This is a genomic window from Ruegeria sp. N11 (assembly GCF_056531525.1).
This window is the reverse complement of the sequence record NZ_JBQFLX010000006.1, coordinates 125,973-144,263: the sequence shown is the minus strand read 5'-3', so window position 1 is coordinate 144,263 and position 18,291 is coordinate 125,973. Positions and strand designations below refer to the sequence as shown.

At 57.9% G+C, this 18,291-nt stretch carries 17 protein-coding genes; 10 read left to right on the top strand and 7 right to left on the bottom strand.

Features of this window, described 5'->3' with window-relative positions; translation table 11 throughout:
* Positions 1–61: 61 nt before the first annotated feature.
* Both ACR0J8_RS08420 and ACR0J8_RS08415 read right to left on the bottom strand, forming a co-directional pair.
* Positions 62–1,645 carry an ABC transporter substrate-binding protein gene (locus ACR0J8_RS08420; RefSeq protein ID WP_480889661.1) on the bottom strand — a complete coding sequence of 528 codons (1,584 nt, stop codon included), beginning with the start codon at positions 1,643–1,645 and terminating at the stop codon, positions 62–64.
* A gap of 287 nt (positions 1,646–1,932) precedes the next feature.
* Positions 1,933–2,550 (bottom strand): TetR/AcrR family transcriptional regulator, encoded by a 618-nt coding sequence (locus ACR0J8_RS08415; RefSeq protein WP_170611340.1) that lies wholly within the window; start codon positions 2,548–2,550, stop codon positions 1,933–1,935.
* A 206-nt stretch (positions 2,551–2,756) separates the two neighbouring features.
* Here ACR0J8_RS08415 and ACR0J8_RS08410 point away from each other — a divergent pair, with 206 nt between their 5' ends.
* The 8 genes from ACR0J8_RS08410 to ACR0J8_RS08375 all read left to right on the top strand — a co-directional run bounded on the left by ACR0J8_RS08410 (position 2,757) and on the right by ACR0J8_RS08375 (position 10,648).
* Positions 2,757–3,686, top strand: a complete 930-nt coding sequence (locus tag ACR0J8_RS08410; protein WP_480523357.1) for an AEC family transporter — start codon at positions 2,757–2,759, stop codon at positions 3,684–3,686.
* 103 nt (positions 3,687–3,789) lie between these two features.
* A complete protein-coding gene (gene fghA / locus ACR0J8_RS08405; protein WP_480523355.1) occupies positions 3,790–4,623 on the top strand; it encodes an S-formylglutathione hydrolase in 834 nt (277 codons plus the stop codon).
* 3 nt (positions 4,624–4,626) lie between these two features.
* Complete coding sequence (sthA, locus tag ACR0J8_RS08400; RefSeq protein ID WP_170681244.1) at positions 4,627–6,084, top strand: Si-specific NAD(P)(+) transhydrogenase; 1,458 nt, start codon at positions 4,627–4,629, stop codon at positions 6,082–6,084.
* Positions 6,081–6,536, top strand: a complete 456-nt coding sequence (locus tag ACR0J8_RS08395; RefSeq protein ID WP_480523353.1) for a YaiI/YqxD family protein — start codon at positions 6,081–6,083, stop codon at positions 6,534–6,536. The genes sthA and ACR0J8_RS08395 overlap by 4 nt, the downstream gene beginning before the upstream one ends.
* 201 nt (positions 6,537–6,737) lie before the next feature.
* Positions 6,738–7,862 carry an ABC transporter permease gene (locus ACR0J8_RS08390; protein ID WP_480523351.1) on the top strand — a complete coding sequence of 375 codons (1,125 nt, stop codon included), beginning with the start codon at positions 6,738–6,740 and terminating at the stop codon, positions 7,860–7,862.
* Position 7,863: 1 nt separating this feature from the next.
* Positions 7,864–8,679, top strand: coding sequence for an ABC transporter ATP-binding protein (locus ACR0J8_RS08385; protein WP_480523350.1), 816 nt, complete (start codon positions 7,864–7,866; stop codon positions 8,677–8,679).
* A 5-nt stretch (positions 8,680–8,684) separates the two neighbouring features.
* The gene (locus tag ACR0J8_RS08380) at positions 8,685–10,001 is read left to right on the top strand and encodes an MlaD family protein (RefSeq protein WP_480889654.1); all 1,317 of its coding nucleotides are present in this window, start codon (positions 8,685–8,687) and stop codon (positions 9,999–10,001) included.
* A complete protein-coding gene (locus ACR0J8_RS08375) occupies positions 9,998–10,648 on the top strand; it encodes an ABC-type transport auxiliary lipoprotein family protein (RefSeq protein WP_170611356.1) in 651 nt (216 codons plus the stop codon). Before ACR0J8_RS08380 ends, ACR0J8_RS08375 begins: the two co-directional genes overlap by 4 nt.
* Before the next feature lie 14 nt (positions 10,649–10,662).
* On the opposite strand, the gene ACR0J8_RS08370 is transcribed toward ACR0J8_RS08375, so the two are convergent.
* The 3 genes from ACR0J8_RS08370 to ACR0J8_RS08360 are packed head-to-tail and all read right to left on the bottom strand — an operon-like array spanning position 10,663 to position 14,786.
* The gene (locus ACR0J8_RS08370; RefSeq protein ID WP_480523346.1) at positions 10,663–12,609 is read right to left on the bottom strand and encodes a vWA domain-containing protein; all 1,947 of its coding nucleotides are present in this window, start codon (positions 12,607–12,609) and stop codon (positions 10,663–10,665) included.
* Entirely contained in the window at positions 12,606–13,145 is a 540-nt protein-coding gene (locus tag ACR0J8_RS08365) for an RNA polymerase sigma factor (protein WP_170611360.1), read from the bottom strand. The genes ACR0J8_RS08370 and ACR0J8_RS08365 overlap by 4 nt, the downstream gene beginning before the upstream one ends.
* Positions 13,146–13,205: 60 nt before the next feature.
* Positions 13,206–14,786: an FMN-binding glutamate synthase family protein gene (locus ACR0J8_RS08360; RefSeq protein WP_480889649.1), complete on the bottom strand. Its 1,581-nt coding sequence runs from the start codon at positions 14,784–14,786 to the stop codon at positions 13,206–13,208.
* Between the two features lie 241 nt (positions 14,787–15,027).
* Between ACR0J8_RS08360 and ACR0J8_RS08355 the strand changes: the two genes are divergently transcribed.
* Together ACR0J8_RS08355 and crcB are read left to right on the top strand one after the other, a co-directional pair.
* Positions 15,028–15,396, top strand: a complete 369-nt coding sequence (locus tag ACR0J8_RS08355; RefSeq protein ID WP_480523342.1) for a fluoride efflux transporter FluC — start codon at positions 15,028–15,030, stop codon at positions 15,394–15,396.
* The gene (gene crcB / locus ACR0J8_RS08350; protein ID WP_480523340.1) at positions 15,393–15,755 is read left to right on the top strand and encodes a fluoride efflux transporter CrcB; all 363 of its coding nucleotides are present in this window, start codon (positions 15,393–15,395) and stop codon (positions 15,753–15,755) included. Before ACR0J8_RS08355 ends, crcB begins: the two co-directional genes overlap by 4 nt.
* Here the strand turns inward: crcB and ACR0J8_RS08345 are convergent.
* A complete protein-coding gene (locus ACR0J8_RS08345; protein ID WP_480523339.1) occupies positions 15,752–17,275 on the bottom strand; it encodes a DHA2 family efflux MFS transporter permease subunit in 1,524 nt (507 codons plus the stop codon). The two genes, crcB and ACR0J8_RS08345, sit on opposite strands and share 4 nt — an antisense overlap.
* Positions 17,272–18,255, bottom strand: coding sequence for an HlyD family secretion protein (locus tag ACR0J8_RS08340; RefSeq protein ID WP_480523337.1), 984 nt, complete (start codon positions 18,253–18,255; stop codon positions 17,272–17,274). The genes ACR0J8_RS08345 and ACR0J8_RS08340 overlap by 4 nt, the downstream gene beginning before the upstream one ends.
* Between the last annotated feature and the right edge of the window lie 36 nt (positions 18,256–18,291).

Sequence of the window (18,291 nt, the reverse complement as noted above, 5' to 3'; positions counted from 1 at the left end):
CCTCCAACAACAAGAAAACCAGAGCCGCCATATCAGGCGACTCTGGCTAGTGAGTGGTGGTTTATTCGACGCTCACACCATAGAAGATGTGGCCGCCCAACGGGTGCACTTTGTAGCCCTGCACCTTGTTGCTCATCGGCATGTAGACAACCGAATGCGCGATGGTTGCCCAGGGCGCTTGATCCTTGAAGATAACCTGCGCGTCTTCGTAGAGTTTGGTACGCTCGGCCTGATCAGTGCTTTGCTTGGCTTTCTGGATCAGGTCTTCAAAGGGCTCGTGGCACCATTGTGCGCGGTTGGACGCTTCGCGACCGTCACAGCCCAGCAGCACGGCCAGGAAATTGTCCGGGTCGCCATTGTCACCTGTCCAACCCAGCAGAACCGCGCCATCCCGGTTCAGCTCTTTCGAGCGCGACAGGTACTCGCCCCATTCGTAGGACACGATTTCGACGTCGACACCGACCTTGGAAAAGTCTTCTTGTATCAGCTCGGCCATACGACGTGCATTCGGGTTGTAGGGACGCTGCACAGGCATCGCCCAGACCTTCATCGACAGATCAGACACGCCTTCAGCTTCCAGCATCGCCTTGGCCGCTTCCGGGTCATAGGCGTCGTCTTCGATGGCATCGTTATAGCCCCACATGGTTGGCGGGATCGGGTTCTTGGCCGCCTGGCCCGAGCCCTGGAAGACCACGTCGATGATCGCCTGCTTGTCGATCGCCATGTTCAGCGCCTTGCGCACCTTCGGATTGTCGAACGGCGCCATGGTGGTGTTGTAGGCCAGATAACCAACGTTCAGACCTTCCTGCTCCATCATGTTGATGTCGGCGTCATCCTTCATCGCCTGAATATCGGCAGGGTTCGGATACGGCATCACGTGGCATTCGCCCGCTTTCAGTTTCTGATAGCGTACCGACGCGTCCGGAGTGATTGCGAAAATCAGGTTTTCAACCTGCGCCGGATTTTTCCAGTAATCGGCATTCTGAGCATTACGGATCACCGCGTCCTTCTGATAGGCCACGAACGAGAACGGTCCGGTGCCGATGGGCGCTGTGTTCAGCTTTTCAGGTGTCCCGGCCGCCATCATCGCGTCCGCATATTCCGCCGACAGGATCGAGGCGAAATCCATCGCCATGTTGGCCACAAACGGCGCTTCAGGCTTGGAGAGTGTAAATTTCACCGTGTAGTCGTCGATCTTTTCCACCGACTCGACCAGATCCGGCATACCCATACCCTGGAAATACTCCCAGGTGCCGCCCGAGACCTGATTATAGGGGTGGCTTTCTTCTTTCTGGCGCATGAACGAGAAAATCACGTCATCCGCGTTGAAATCACGGGTCGGGGTGAACTCGTCATTGGAATGGAATTTCACGCCCTGACGCAGTTTGAATGTATAAACTAGACCATCATCGCTGGCCTCGACACTTTCGGCCAGACCGGGGATCACATTCGTCGTGCCGGTTTCAAACTCGAGCAGTCGGTTATAGATCGGGTGCGAAGAGGCATCAAAGGTCGTCCCGGCCGTGAACAGCGCCGGGTCGAACCCCTCAGGTGATCCCTCAGAGCAATAGACCAGAGTGTTTGCCTGCGCTACGGCACCCGTCAGGGCAATCGCCGTGGTTGCGGCCAGCAATTTGAGTTTCATGATTTTCTCCCAGAAATGGACTTCTCAAGACAATCGCAGGGCTCATTGTCGTCAGAGCATTCAGTGACAGCATAGGTCGATGCGATCTATCTCAGCAATGTATCCAAAATACAATATCCATTATCAACTGGCGGGCTGCTGCAATCTTGGTTTTCGGGAAATGCATTCCAGTTATCCCTATCGAGGAGTCCGATGTCTTTGCGCGACATCAAATGCAGTTTCAGTAAATTGGATTGCGGAATACACCTCCGCGTCGGCATCAGAATCTTTGTGAAACTGTGTGTAAGTCAGGCCCCGTAGCGCGCCATGAACATGTCAACGGCCTGCTGCGCGACTTCATCGATCTCGGCCCGGGTGAAGCTTTTCTGAAAACCAAAAATCGCCCGGGTCCAGATCCGCACCTTGCACAACTCCGAAAATTGTTCGGCGGCGATAAGGACATCGTCGATGGCCAATTCTCCCTTGGAGACCGCTTTCTCAAGATACTCCGCCAACTGGCACTGACCATTTCGGGGACCCGCATCATAAAACGCCCGAACCAACTCAGGGAACCTGTCACGTTCAGCAACACAGATCCGAAACATTTGCTGGGCAATATCCGAAACCAGAAATTCCGTCAGTTGTGTTGCTGCGATAGTCAGCACTTCCCTTGCCGGTTTGCTGTCGTCCACCATCGCAACCACACGATCAGCCATGCGGGTACATTCGGTTTGGGCGACCTCCATGAACAGCAGCCTTTTGTCCGGAAAGTAGCTGTACAAAGTCGCCTTCGACACCCCGGCCACCCGAGCTATGTCGTCGACACTTGCACCCTCGAACCCATCCGCCAAAAAAACCTCTCGGGCGCCGCGCAGAACCTGATCGAATTTCCGGCCTGTGCGCAGAATTGTGGCGGCTTGGGTCATGTCTTCTCCTGAGGTGGTGCCTGACCTGAATTTATAAACCGTTCAGTTCAGATACAACGATTCTCGTATTTCCAAGCGGTTCAAACCGGCAATTGCAACGAACCGAGTGCCATTTCCCCGCTAAAAGAACAACAAGCCCTTCCGAAAATTCGATCATCATACGCCGAAGGCTTGCGACGCGAAAAATCCGTGCTACCAGTCTGCCCATGGTCGATATTTTCCTGCGCACGCTGCCCTTCTTCGCGATTATCGGCCTAGGATACTGGGCCGGGCGCAGTCGGTTTTTTTCCGAGGAAGCGACCGCATATCTAACCAAGTTCGTTTTCTACTTCGCGCTGTCGGCCATGTTGTTCCGATTTGCGGCCACATTGTCCTTTGCCGAGATTTTCAACGGACGGCTGGTGCTGGGATATCTGATTGGCACTGTCACCGTTTACTTGCTGGCCACGTTTGTGGCGTGGCTGCGTGGTTTGGATGTTCCGACCGCCGCGGTCGAGGCGCAATGCGCAGCCATCGGAAATGTGGGCTTTCTGGGTTTACCTATGCTGGCGATGCTGTTCGGGCAGGCCGCGATCGGCCCTGTCATGCTGGTCCTGACGGTCGACCTTGTGGTGTTTTCGTCGCTGATCGTAATCCTGATCAATGGCGGACGGGACGGTGCGCTGAAACCCGCAACCCTTCGACTGATCGGCATGGGTCTTCTGAAAAACCCGATGATCGTGTCGATCTCTGCCGGTTTGATATGGTCAGCCCTGCAGGTCCCCGTGCCTGCGCCGTTGAATGACTTCCTGACAATCCTCGGAGGTGCGGCGACACCGGGTGCATTGTTTGCCATCGGCGCATCTTTGGCGGGCAAATCGGCTGAACGCGTGCAAATCGCCGCCTGGCTGAGCTTTTGCAAACTGATTGCGCATCCGATCTGCGTGGCCATTGCCTTGATCTGGCTGATCCCTGTCGCCGCCTTCCCCGCTTCGGTTGCAATCGCCGCTGCCGCCCTTCCTGTTGCAGGCAACGTGTATATGCTGGCAGCCCATTATGGGGTCGCACCGCATCGGGCCTCGGCCGCGATTTTGTTGTCGACGACTACCAGCATCCTGACGATACCGCTTGTCATTGCCTGGGTGGGCACTCTCTGATCTTCACCTTTTCGAAAAATACTCTCGCCGAAGGCACCTGCACTTTACGGCAGGGCCTGTGACCGTTAGCCATGGGTCGAACCCAATACGAGGACAATACCTGATGGAAACCCTTTCCGAGAATGCCTGTTTCGGCGGCGTACAGGGCGTTTATCGCCATGCCTCAGCCGCGTGCAAATGTGACATGACCTTTGGGCTGTTTTTGCCGGCCGAGGCCAAGGACGGCCCGGTTCCTGTCCTGTGGTATCTGTCTGGCCTGACCTGCACCCACGAAAACGCCATGACCAAGGCCGGTGCGCAGGCCTGGGCCGCGGAACAGGGCATTGCCGTGGTATTTCCTGACACATCACCCCGGGGCGAAGGCATCGCAGATCACGAAGACTATGATCTGGGCCAAGGCGCGGGTTTCTACGTGAACGCAACCCAGACCCCATGGGCACCGCATTTCAACATGTGGGACTACGTTGCCGAGGAACTACCCGCCCTGCTGGTTGAAAACTTCGCCATCGACAGCGACCGGCAAGCCATCACCGGACACTCTATGGGCGGGCATGGCGCATTGACGCTGGCGATGAATCTGCCCGGCCGGTTCCGGTCGGTTTCGGCTTTTGCCCCGATCTCCAACCCGACTGGCGCAGATTGGGGCCGCAAGCAGCTTGGCGCTTATCTGGGCGATGACGAAGCGGTTTGGGCCAAACATGATGCGTCCTTGCTGATGAAGGAAAAGGGCTTTGACGGCCCAATCCTGATCGATACCGGAACCGATGATCAGTTCATCGATCTTCTACGCCCGGAAACGCTGGCGCAGGCCATCGCCGAGCGCCGTCAACAGGCGATCTGCCGCCTGCAGCCTGGTTATGATCATTCGTATTTCTTCGTATCCACTTTCATGGAAGACCACATCACCTTCCATGCCGAGGCCCTGTACGGAGACTGAGGAATGAGCAAGTTTGACTATGACCTGATCATCATCGGGTCCGGCCCTTCGGGTCGTGCTGCGGCAATTCAGGCGGGCAAACTGCAACGCCGTGTTCTGGTGATCGACCGCAAGGACCGGTTGGGAGGTGTTTCCGTTCACACTGGAACAATCCCGTCAAAGACCTTGCGCGAAACTGTTCTGAACTTGTCCGGCTGGCGCGAGCGCAGCTTTTACGGGCGCTCCTACCGGGTCAAGGACCAGATCCGCGCCGAGGATCTGAAGGCGCGATTGCACATGACTTTGGACCACGAGGTCGATGTGCTGGAGCACCAGTTCAACCGCAATCACGTGGAGACCCTGAACGGTCTGGCGAAATTCATCGGCCCGCACGAGCTTGAAGTTGCGACCGATGCGGGTGAAACGACGCGACTGACCGCCGCCAAATTTCTGATTGCCACAGGCACCAAAACTTATCGCCCCGATTACGTTCCCTTCAACGGCAGAACGGTTGTCGATGGCGACGAGTTTCTGGAGATGGCCGAAATTCCACGTTCGCTTTGCGTGATCGGCGCCGGGGTGATCGGTGTGGAATACGCCACCATGTTTTCGGCTCTGGACGTGCGTGTCACGCTGATCGAACCGCGCGAGACGTTCCTCGATTTCATCGACAAGCGTCTGATTCACGACTTCACCCATCAGATTCGCGAAAACGGGGTCGATCTTCGTCTTGGTTCGGCGGTCGAAAAGATCGAGGATGCCGGCGGGCATGTTGAGATCACGCTGGACAATGGACGCCACGTCCGGGCCGAGATGCTGCTGTTTGCCGCCGGTCGCATGGGCGCGACCTCGGCCCTTAATCTGGACGCGGTCGGGCTGGCAACCGACCATCGCAACCGGATTGAAGTGGATCGGAAAACCTATCAGACCGCTGTGCCTCATATCTATGCCACCGGCGATGTGATCGGGCATCCGTCGCTGGCCTCGACCTCGTTGCAACAGGGCCGCGTCGCCGCTTGTCACGCACTCGAGACGCCCACACTGCCGGAAAGCCCCTGGTATCCTTACGGCATCTATTCTGTTCCCGAGATTTCCACCTGCGGCATGTCCGAGGAAGAGTTGCAGGAACGCGGTATTCCCTACGAAGTCGGTGTGGCCCGATTCCGAGAGACTTCGCGCGGGCATATCATGGGGCTCGAGCATGGCATGTTGAAAATGCTGTTCTCGTTGAAAACCCGCCGGGTTCTGGGGGTTCAGATCGTCGGCGAAGGTGCGACCGAACTGATCCACATCGCACAGGCGGTGCTGAACCTGAAAGGCACGGTGGACTACTTTGTTCAGAACACGTTCAACTATCCGACGCTGGCCGAGGCCTACAAGATCGCCGGTCTGGACGCGTTCAACCGGATGCCCATCCCCGAAGAGTTCAAGGTCCGTAAGAAATCTACTGAACCCTCCAAGAAAGAGGCAACAAAGGCGTGACGACCCTTTACGTCGATGGCGATGCCTGCCCGGTGAAGGCCGAGGCTGAACGAGTGGCCACGCGGCACAAGGTGCCCATGGCGCTGGTGTCGAACGGCGGACTTCGTCCATCGGCGAACCCCTTGGTGCAGATCGTCATCGTCGCCGAAGGGGCCGACGAGGCAGACAAGTGGATCGCCGAACGGTGCGGGCCGGGGGATGTGGTGATCACTTCGGACATTCCTTTGGCTGCGAAATGCGTTGAAGCAGGCGCACGGGTTCTGCGCCCGAATGGCGAAGCGTTCACTGCCGCCAATATCGGACAGCAACTTGCCATGCGGGACCTGATGGCGGATCTGCGGGCCGCCAATCCCCTGGGTTCGGGAGGCGGCGGAAAACCGTTTGGAAAAGCGGACCGGTCGCGGTTTCTGGACGCGCTGGAACGTGAGTTGCGCGCAGCACTCAGGAGTTAGTGCTCTTGCTGGGTGCGGCCACGTTGCAAACGCGCTTCTCTCTATGGTGTCAGGCGGCACGACGTGCTGGATTTGGGCGGACCGGCTGCGTGACACAATGGAATCCCAAACTGTCACTCTGACGCAATTGCGCCGCGCGAAAACCGGAAGACCCTGCACATTGCCGTTGCAGCGACCGCGCAATTACAATCACATACGCCCATGACTCTGCCAACGATCACATCAGAGCAAAACGGCGACGGCCTGCGCATATCAGTGGCCGGCGATCTGGTGACTCAGTCGTTGGAACACATTGAGCGCGCATTTGCCGCGATGCCAACGTCAGGCAAAGACGTGACCTTGGACCTGTCAGCCGTTGACTCTCTGGATACCGGCGGCGCATGGCTGGTGGCCGATCTCGCGCGCCGATACAAGGCTGCGGGGGCTGAAACGCAGTTTTTGGGCGCTTCTCCCGCTCATTCCGCGCTGATCGATACCGTATCCCGAAACATGCCGGAAAAGTCCAGCACGGTGGAGGGGCGCCGCAGCTTTGTCGACTGGGTCGAACATCTGGGCGAGAAAACCGTTGGTGCAGGAAAAGATGCCCTGTCTATTCTGGAATTCACGGGGCTGACTTTGCACCGCCTGACCCGGACACTGCTGAAACCATGGCGGCTGCGCCGCGCGGCGTTGGTCACCCATATGGAGGAGACCGGCTTCAAAGCCCTGCCAATTGTTGGATTGATGGGTTTCCTGATCGGCGTGGTTCTGGCGTTTCAGGGGGCGACGCAGCTCAAACAGTTCGGCGCCGAGATTTTTGTGGTCGAACTGATCTCGATCTCGGTTCTGCGGGAACTGGGGATCCTGCTGACGGCCATCATCGTTGCGGGCCGGTCCGGCTCGGCCTTTACCGCGTCTATCGGATCAATGAAGGTTCAGGAAGAAATCGACGCCATGCGCACGTTGGGCCTGGATCCGATCGAGGTACTGGTGGTGCCGCGTGTGCTGGCGCTGTTGATCATGTTGCCGATCCTCGGCTTCGTCGCCGACATGGCCGGCCTGATCGGCGGCGCGTTGATGAGCTGGATCGACCTTGGCGTCAGCCCGGGAATGTTTCTGACGCGCCTGAAGGAAAATACAGGTGTCTGGCAACTGGCGGTCGGACTGATCAAGGCCCCGTTTTTCGCCTTTGTGATCGGCATCATTTCCTGCTGGCAGGCAATGCAGGTGAAAGGATCAGCCCAAAGCGTGGGCCAGAGAACAACCGCGTCCGTCGTGCAGTCCATTTTCTTGGTGATCGCCATCGACGCCCTGTTTTCGATCTTTTTCTCCGAGATCGGGGTCTGACATGGACGGTACGGCCCCTCAGAAATCCCAACAGGCGAATACGCAGCGCGAAGCGGTAATCCGAGTGCGCGGATTGAGAAACCAGTTCGGACCGCAGGTTGTGCATGACGGCCTGGATCTTGATGTCTGGCGCGGTGAGGTACTGGGCATTGTCGGGGGTTCGGGCACCGGGAAATCGGTGCTGTTGCGAACCATTGTGGGGCTGAACAGACCCGCCGCCGGTAGTATCGAGGTTCTGGGTGTCGATGTACTGAACGCGCCCGATGAAGAACGTCAACGGATCGAAAAACGCTGGGGGGTGGCCTTTCAGGATGGGGCCTTGTTTTCGTCGCTCAGCGTGCTGCAGAATGTCATGGCCCCGCTGCGTGAACACACCGGGATCAGCGAAAAGCTGATGGAAGCACTGGGAAGCCTGAAGATAAGTCTTGTCGGGTTGCCACAACTGAGCTGCGGCAAGTTTCCGTCCGAGCTATCAGGCGGTATGCGCAAACGCGCGGCTTTGGCACGGGCTCTGGCACTGGACCCCGAGATCGTGTTTCTGGATGAGCCGACCGCCGGGCTGGACCCGATCGGGGCTGCTGCCTATGACGATCTGATCGGTGAATTGCAGCAGGCGCTTGGGCTGACGGTCTTCATGGTAACGCATGATCTGGACAGCCTTTATGCGATTTGCGACCGCATTGCCGTGCTTGCAGAAAAACGCGTGCTGGTTGAAGGTCCGATTGAGGATATGGTCAAAGTAGATCATCCTTGGGTGCAGGAGTATTTCACAGGCCCCCGTGCGCGCGCAGCGCAACAGAAGGGGCAGGACAGGTAGAGGCGATGGAAACTCGGGCGAACTATATCCTGATCGGCGCGTTTACCCTGGCGGGCATATTGGGCGTGTTTGGGTTTTTCCTTTGGCTGGCCAAGTTCGAGGTCAATCGCCAATACGCCTATTACGACGTTCTGTTCGAAAACGTGTCAGGTCTGTCAGCAGCTGGCGGCGTCAGTTTCAATGGTCTGCCCGTTGGTCAGGTGGTTTCACTCAGGCTGGATGAGGGTGACCCCTCAAAAGTCCGCGTTAAGCTCGAGGTGGACGCCGACATTCCCGTAACATCGGAAACCGTCGCCCAGCTTCAGTCGCTTGGCGTCACGGGAGTTGGCTATGTCGAACTGACCGGGGGATCGGTCAATGCGCAGCGGCTGCCGGAAAACAGCGTCATCAAAAGCAAACGCAGCACGATACAGTCACTGTTCGAAGGAGCCCCGAAGGTTCTGGATCAGGCGATCGTGCTTTTGGAAGACCTGAGCGCCGTGGTGGACGAAAAAAACCGCAAGGCAGTCTCGGATATTTTGGACAATCTGGCGTCAGCGTCCGGGCGGCTGGATAACACTTTGTCGGATTTCGAAAGCCTTTCAAAAGACATCAGCGGAGCCGCAAAGAACATCGGCGCGTTTACCGATCGGCTGGACCAGTTGGCAGACACCGCGGACACCACCCTGAAGGCGGGCACGGACACGCTGCAAAGCATAAAAACCGCCTCAGATTCAGCTGTCGGCGCATTGGGTGAGGCCAAGACAACTCTGGCCACGGCCGATCAGGTGTTGAAGCAGGACATCAAGCCGTTCCTGGATCGTGGCTCACAACTGGCCGAACGTCTGATCGGCCTGTCTGACGAGGGCAGCGTGGCACTGGGCGTAATTTCGGAAACGGTGCTGAACGCAAATTCGACCTTGGCCACGATCTCATCGACAATGGACACGGCCAATGGGGCGTTCGCTTCGGCCGAGCGTGCTTTTGATTCAGCCAACCGTGTCATGGACGAAGATGTTTCGGTCGTCGTGGAAGACATTCGGAACGCAGCCAATCAGGTGGCGGAGACAGTTTCAAATGTCACGGAGCGGATCGACAAGATATCTGACGACATTCTCAATGCCTCGAAATCCGCATCCGAATTGCTGGAAACGATCGATGGCATCGTGCAGGACAACCGCCGGCAGGTCTCGGATTTCCTGCGGGTCGGATTGCCGCAATTCGTCCGCTTCATCGAGGAATCCCAGCGTCTGGTCATCAGTCTGGATCGCCTGGTCGACAAGGTCGAGCGTGACCCGGCGCGCTTCCTGCTGGGCACACAAGCTTCGGAGTTTCGCCAATGATTAAACGCCTCTCTCTGGCTCTGATGATCGGGGCGCTTGGCGGTTGCACGGGGTTGGGTACGCTGAAACAGGCGTCGAAGCCGAACGATCTGTATCTGCTGACGCCCAAAAGCACGTTTTCGTCATCGCTGCCGCGCATCAGCAAGCAGATCGTCGTCGAGGAGCCAACGGCAACGGCGGCCGTCAACACCGACCAGATTGCGGTGCAGCCTAACCCGTTGCAGGTCCAATACCTTCCACGTGCCAGATGGGTCGACCGTGCGCCGTTGATCGTTCAGGCCCTTTTGGTGGAGAGCTTTGAAAACAGCAACAAGGTGGCCGCAGTGGGTCGGTCCACAGTCGGTCTGCGCGCTGATTATGTGATTGTGCCTGATCTGCGCGAGTTTCAGGGGATCGTGGTCGCCGATACCGAGAACACCAAAACCGTGCGTGTCGAAGTGCGGATGAACATCAAGATCATCGATGATTTCGACGACAAGATCATCGCTTCGAACTCGTTCCAGGAATTTGTCGTCTCAGCCAGCGACCAGACGCCAGATCTGGTCGAGGCTTTTGACGTCGCACTGGGAAAAACCATGCGCGACGCCGTGGAATGGAGTGTCCGCAGGATCAACAATCACGCGGCCAGCAACCCCCGCGCATTCTGATCCTGCACCAAAGACTACTCGAACAGCGACTCGGCCAGCCGCATCAGCGTCACGGCTTCCGCACGGTAGCCGAACGGGTCATCGCCTTTGGCTGCATTTGCCAGTGAAATGGCGTCGTCGTAGGACCAGGTGCCCAAATATTCACCGCCGCGCAACAACTGGCCAAACCCGGCAATCGCAGTTGAAAAGCGTACATCATCGGTCGGCACCCCCTGCCCCAGCAGAATAGGTTGCTCGATCAGCTGGCTTTGGCTGGCACCCGGGACCTTGTAGCGCAACTTGAAAAACCCGATCTCATCCAAGCCGTCCGGCGCGGTTTCATTTGCATAGCGCAGCGGTCCGTTTCGAATGGCGTCCGAGCCTGTGGGCGTCACCTCGTAGATCGCGGTCACGCTATGGCCCGCACCGATATCTCCGGCGTCCACCTTATCGTTTGAAAAGTCCTCGCGCCGCAGGGCACGGGTTTCATAGCCGATCAGACGGTATTCAGCGATTTGTGCAGGATTGAACTCGACCTGTATCTTGACGTCGTTGGCAATGGGGAACAGCGCCCCGGTCAGTTGATCGACCAGAACTTTACGCGCCTCGCCCAGCGTATCGATATAGGCCGCCTGGCCGTTTCCATATTGCGCCAGCGCCTGCATGGTCGCGTCATCCAGATTACCCCGGCCAAAACCAAGCACGCTGAGATAGGTTCCGCTGTCCCGTTTGCGGGCAATGAAATCCTTCAGTGCGTCCGGGTCGGACGGACCCACATTGAAATCACCGTCCGTCGCCAGGATCACGCGCGTGACGTCCCCGTCATCTGCCATGGCCTCGGCAACCTGATAAGCCTGCTGCAACCCCGCCTGACCTGCCGTCGATCCACCCGCCTGCAACTGATCAAGGGCGTTCATGATCTTGGTCCGATCCGCCGCTGCGGTCGGCTCCAGAACCTGACCAGCACTACCGGCATATGTCACGATCGAGACCTGATCTTCGGGACGAAGCTCAGACAACAACAGGCGGAAGGATTGCTTGAGCAGTGGCAACTTGTTCGGCTGCTGCATGGACCCGGACGTATCGATCAGAAAAACAAGGTTCAGCGGCGGCCGATCTTCAATCTGCGGCAACGCGCCCTGAATACCGATATGCACAAGCTGAGTGCCCTCGTTCCAGGGCGTCGGTGTCACCGTGATCGTCGGCCGGAAAGGCGCATCTCCTTCGGGAGCAGGATACGTGTAGGGGAAATAGTTCACCATCTCTTCGACCCGCACCGCATCTTTGGACGGCAGCCGACCGTTCATCAGAGAGGATCGGACGATGCCATAGGACGCCGTATCCACATCAATTGAGAACGTAGAGACCGGATCGTCGGTGGTGATCTTCAACGGGTTGGTTTCGGTGTTAGAAAAGGTTTCTGTGTTTTGTTCTTGTTCGGCAACCGGTGCAAGCATGCGTTTCGCAGAATGTTCGGACGCGCCGGTCGCATATCCCAGGACGACACCGCCAACGAGCGCCTCAGCCATGCCCCTCTCGGGTTTTGCAGACGGCACGATGGCCTCTGCTGCAGGAACATCGGCAATCGGCTCCTCCAGCAGGGGCTGGGGCACAGCATGGGCAATATCTGCCTCCGGTTTTGAACCCACTTGTGGAGATGACGCGTTGCTTTCGCTGCGGGACAATGGATTGACCACGAGGTCCTGCGCCTGCGGTACGATCAGGATCAGGGCAACAGCGGCTATCGCGGTGGTCGCGGTTAGCGCGCCACGGTGGGAGAGGGCATTCAACATCGATTTCGCTCCTTCAGTCATGCGGGCCAAGAGGCCTCGCTTGACAGTGGGACGCGTCCCGTTGCCCGATCCTTGGGCGCGGTAGAAATTTTTTTGCGCCATGGCCAGATTTTCAGCCCGGCGCCGGGCATCCGGTGCGGGGGTTGCCGCATCCATCAGCGCCTTGAGATCATCCAGATCGTCGGTCATTGCGCCAACTCCTCTTGCCGCATTGCCTTCAGGCGTTTGCGGACATCCGACATCCGCCAGGATATCGTCCCTTCCGAGACACCCAGGACCTGAGCCGCCTCGGCGTGGGTCATTTCATCCTCAAGCGTCAGTGCCAGTGTGTCCTGCAGCTCCTGCGGCAGCGACCGCATAGCCCGTTGCAGCCAATCCATGGCTTCTGTGGTTTCTGCCGCCTCCGCGCGGCGCATTTGTTCGACATCGCCCCACCCCGCCGCGGCTTTTTCATGACTTGCCCGGCGTCGTCGCGCATCTTCTGCCGCGTTGACCACGACGCGGTACAGCCACGTGGTGAACTTTGCCTGTGCCCGAAACCCCTTGATCTTGGCCGGTAGAGCGGCACAGATATCCTGCGTCAGATCCTCGGCCCTGTCCGCGTGACCGGTCAGCCGAAATGCCAATCGGAAGACGAGATCATAGTGGCGCGCCAACAAGGTGGCGAACGCGTTCGCGTCGCCTTTGGCTGCCGCCTTTGCCAGGTTTTCGTCAGACGTCGTCATCCGCATCACGTTGATAAGACGGATACCAGGCGTCAATCCTTGGCGCGTTCCGAAAAAGAATCAAAAATGAGCGGCCGAGGCTGTTTTCCAGTCTTCTGCAAACATCTCGGGTATCGCTTCAGTCAGCAGAGCACCGTCGTCGATGAAGGAATAGAGCTCGGCATATGTCCGCTCGCACTCATCCGCCGTGCGGCGGTGAATATCCGAAGGACGCAGGTCGGCAACCTTTTCTTTACCCATCGCGCCAAGCAATTCGCGAAAGCTTTCCAACGTGGCGTCGTGATACCGGTGAACGCGCTGACGCTTCTGCGGGACGTTCACGGCCCGACCCCGGATCGGATCCTGTGTCGCCACGCCCGAAGGACAGCGGTTGGTGTTGCAGTGCAAGGCCTGGATACAGCCCACCGCGAACATCATGGCCCGCGCCGCGTTACACATATCCGCCCCCAAAGCGAATTTCTCGATCATGTCATAACCAGTTGCTACCTTGCCCGAGCAGATGACGCGTATCTGGTCGCGCAAACCTACGCCGCGCAGGCAGTTGTTCACAAAGATCAGAGCCTCATTCAGAGGCATGCCCAACCGGTTGGTAAACTCGACAGGGGCCGCCCCGGTGCCACCCTCCGCACCGTCAACGGTAATGAAATCGGGCAGAATACCAGTCTCCAGCATGGCCTTGCAGATCGCCATGAATTCGGACGGTTTGCCGATGCACAGCTTGAACCCCACCGGTTTGCCGCCCGACATTTCCCGCAGGTGCTGAACGAAATGCATCAGACCCGTCGGGCCTTCAAACGCAGAATGCGTGGGGGGTGAGATGACATCCTGGTGCACCGGTACACCACGAATTTCGGCAATCTCTTCATCAACCTTGACCGCGGGCAGAACGCCACCATGCGAAGGCTTTGCCCCCTGTGACAGCTTGATTTCGATGGCCTTGACCACCTCTTTTTTTGCTTTTTCGGCAAAGAGATCCTTGTCAAAATCACCCTCCGAGGTACGGCATCCGAAATAACCGGTCCCGATCTGCCAGATGATATCCCCACCTTCGGCCAGATGGTGCGGCGACAGCCCGCCTTCGCCTGTGTTGTGTGCAAACCCACCATCCTTGGCGCCGCCGTTCAGCGCCCGGATCGCGTTGGCGCTGAGGGCCCCAAAGCTCATGGCAGAAACATTCAGTCGGGACGCGCTGTAGGGTTGGTCGCATTGCGACCCGCCCAGCGTTACCCTTTCTTCGCTTTCGGGCACGTGTTTGGGTGCAAGTGAATGGGCAGCGCGTGTGTAGCCAACGGTGAGGATATCGTATTGTGTTCCGAAGGCCTGGGTATCCACCTGTCCCTTGGCGCGGGAATAGACCAACGATCGGACGATCCGGTTGTAAGGCCGACCGCTTTCATTGGTTTCCACGAAATATTGGCGGATTTCTGGGCTCACAAATTCCAGCATATAGCGGAAGTGCCCAAGGACCGGATAGTTGTTCAGCACATTGTGCCGGGTTGTCATCAAGTCATATGCCCCAACCACGGCATAGGGCACCAGCAGGACCAGCAGCCAATGGATCGGAAACCAGAAAAATCCCAGCAGCAGGGTCAACGGCAAAACGACGCAACTGAGCACGAAATAAAGCCTGCGAACGATCATTTTCGGTCTCCTTGCGCTTGGCTGGCCGGGGTTTGCTTGGCTTAACGAGAGGCTTTTTGGTTATGGATTGCAAGCCTTTGTATGTTCTGCATTCTGATCAGACGGAATTGTGATGATCTGCGATGGGTCCCGCCTTTGGTTGATCCCACACCAGCCAGTCTGTATGCCGAAGCAGACACCAGAACAGGCCCGATCCTTGGCAGAGCGAGCAAAACAGGCAACATACCGGCACCAGGCACTTATGTTCATTGCCGTATTCGTAGGCGGAGCGGCAGGGTCGCTGCTGCGCGAGGTGTTTGCCGTCAACTTACCCGGGTTGCCCTACCTAACCTCAACTTTCGGGATCAACGTGGTTGCGTGTTTTGTTCTGGGCTGGCTGTATTCCGTCCGCCACCGTGTCCACGCGCATGTGTTGCATTTGGGTGCGGTCGGGTTTTGCGGGGGGCTTTCGACCTTTTCCTCCTTCGTCGCTGATCTTGAAGTCATGGCAATGTCCAGCGGCTGCATGGCCGCTGTCGCCGCCGTGGCGGAAATTGCTGTCGGTCTGGGTGCCGCCATTCTGGGTGAGATGACGGGGCGGCGGTTCCAATCAGGTGGTTTCCGGACATGACCGACCTGTATCTGCACGCAATGTTTGGCCTGGGCGGGGGTCTTGGCGCCGTGATGCGGCATTGGCTTGCGCTCAAAGTCACGCACCAACTGCCATTGTCCACCCTGATCGTGAATATTCTGGGCAGTCTCTTTTTGGGCCTGTGGATAGGGTATCTGGGCGGTGCCGCAGACATGGGCGAAGAAGAAAAACGGCTGGTTTTCGGGTTTTGCGGCGGGTTCACGACCTTTTCCAGCTTCGCCTATCAGTCGCTGGAGCTGCACCGCGAACGGACAATCGCTTTGGCAGCCGCGAATATCCTGCTCAGCCTTGTTTTGTGCTGGGCGAGCTTGTGGCTGGGTCTGACGGTCATGCGCTAATGTGCGTGAACGCTGACTTCCGTACCCGGTTTCGGCGCCCGACAAAAGAATACCAGTGGGATCGTCGCCAATGCCAGAAGCCCCAGGTTGTTGAACACAGTCAGATAAGAGATCATCTCAGCCTGCCGCGCGATCTCCTGCCCCAGAATTGCCGCCCCTTGCGGGCTGTCCGGTGCCAGGCCAAGCGGCTTCAGATATGCCTGTGCGGCGGGATTGTAAGGTGTCACGTTCTGGCTGAGGGTCGCGGTATTCGTCTGCAGACCACGCACGACCCAAGTACCGACCAGCGATATGCCAACTGACGAGCCCAACTGCCGGGTCACGTTGAACAGCCCCGAGGCTTCATCCTGGCGGGCCTTGCTGATGCTTTCGAAGGCAAGAATGGACATGGGTACAAAAACCAGTCCCATGCCCAATCCGCTGACCGCACCTGGCCAGGCCAATTGCCAGAAACCGGCATTCAGATTGAGCGCGCCCAGCATGAAGTTCCCGATGGCTGTCAGCAATAAACCCAGACCGGTCAAAAGCCGGGGATCGAACCGTGTAACCAGCACGGACCCCGTCAACACCATCGAAAGTCCCGCCGCAATCCCGCGCGGGATGAACAAATGCCCGGACTCGATGACGGGAAAGTCCAGAAGATTCTGGACAAAGGTCGGCAGGATCGCGATCCCGCCGAACAGGGAAATCGCAAAACCTGCGATGATCAGATTGCACAGCGCGAAATTGCGATCCGCAAACAGCCGCAGATCGACAACCGCGTTTTTGGCGGACAGGGCATGAACAATAAAACCAAGCGCGCCCAGAACCGAGGCGATCAACGCGACCTGAATGACCCGAGAGGACAGCCAATCCTTGGTCTCGCCCTGATCGAGTATGAATTGAAGGCATCCGATCCCGACCGCCAGCAGCGCAAGACCTTTCCAGTCAATCCGAACTTCTTCGGTCTTGTCATCAGGCAGTTCCCCGGCCAGCAGCAACAGTGCCATGGCCGCCACGGGAAGGTTGACGAAGAACACCATGCGCCACGAGAAATACTCGGTCAGGATTGCACCGACTGTAGGCCCAAGAACCGGCGCGACGACCACACCCAACCCGAATACAGCCATTGCATTGCCGCGTTTTTCCTTTGGAAACGCATCAAACAGGATGGATTGCGACAGGGGGATCAGGAACGCTCCGAACATGCCTTGCGCCAGACGGAATGCAACTATGGTCTCAAGGCTCCAGGACAGGCCACACATCACCGACATGGTGGCGAACCCGGTAACAGCGGTCAGGATCAGGCGGCGGCGGCCCACTCGCCGCGCAACAAACCCGGTCAAAGGCATAACCACAACAGCCGAGACGATATAGCTGGTCAATATCCATGTCGCCTGATCGGTGGTCGCTCCGAATGCCGCCTGAATATGAGGCAGAGCAACGTTGACGATCGTACTGTCCAGCACCTCAAGGATGGCGCTCAGCAATACGGCGATAACGATCACCGGATTCACATGGCTGGCGACCGTATATGTCACTTTTCAGCCTGAGCAGACGTAGTGTCCACCGTCACTTTACTGCTGCCACCGACGCGCAAGGGTGCGTCGGTCGGATCCAGCGCGATGCGCACGGGAAACCGGCGTGTAACCTTGACCCAATTCCCGCTGGAATTCTCGGACGGCAATAGAGAGAATGTATCCCCCGACCCCCGACCGATCGAGGCGATCTTGCCGGTCAGCGACATGCCCGGCAACATATCGACCCTGACGGTCACGGGCTGTCCCGGACGAATACGCGGCAATGCAGTTTCCTTGAAATTGGCATCCACCCACCAATCAGAAGACTCGATAATTGAAAATTGCGGGGCGTTGGCAGATACAGCTGAGCCGGGCCGTAGGGTCAGATTGGCGATCCAGCCGTCTGCCGCCGCGTAAACTTTGGTCCAGTTCAGGTTCGCCTTCGCAATTTCAAGCTGCGCCTGTGTCGCCAGCACATCGTCCTTTTTTGCCGCCAATCCGCTGCGCAATGCCAGAAGGCTGGACTGGCTTGTTGTCAGCCGTGCCGAGGCCTGCGCAGCATCGGTCGTGGCCTGATCCAGCGAGACCTGCGCGACATCCCCGCTGGCGAACAACGCCTTGGAGCGCTCGAAATTCTTCTGTGCAGTATCAAATGCGGATTGCGCCGACTTCACTGATGCTTCGGCCGCCGCGATCTGGGTTGAATAGGACTGAGCCTGCTGCCTGGCGCTGTCCAGATCGGCCTGGGCCTGATCGACCGACGCGTTGAATTGTGTGGCATCGATTTCAAACAAAAGATCGCCCGCGTTGACCTTTTGGTTTTCTACGACAGAAAGGCCGGACACCTGCCCTGTGACCTGCGCGGCCACATAAATGATGTTGGCCCCGATATAGGCGTCCTTGGTCGACGGGTAACGCTCCTCATGGCGCCAGTACAGAAGCAGTCCGGCGGCAATCGCGCCCAGCATGGCAATGACAGCGACGGTTTTCAGGGATTTCATGTGATCCGTTCCAAATGAGTGCCGAAGTTGAGGGTC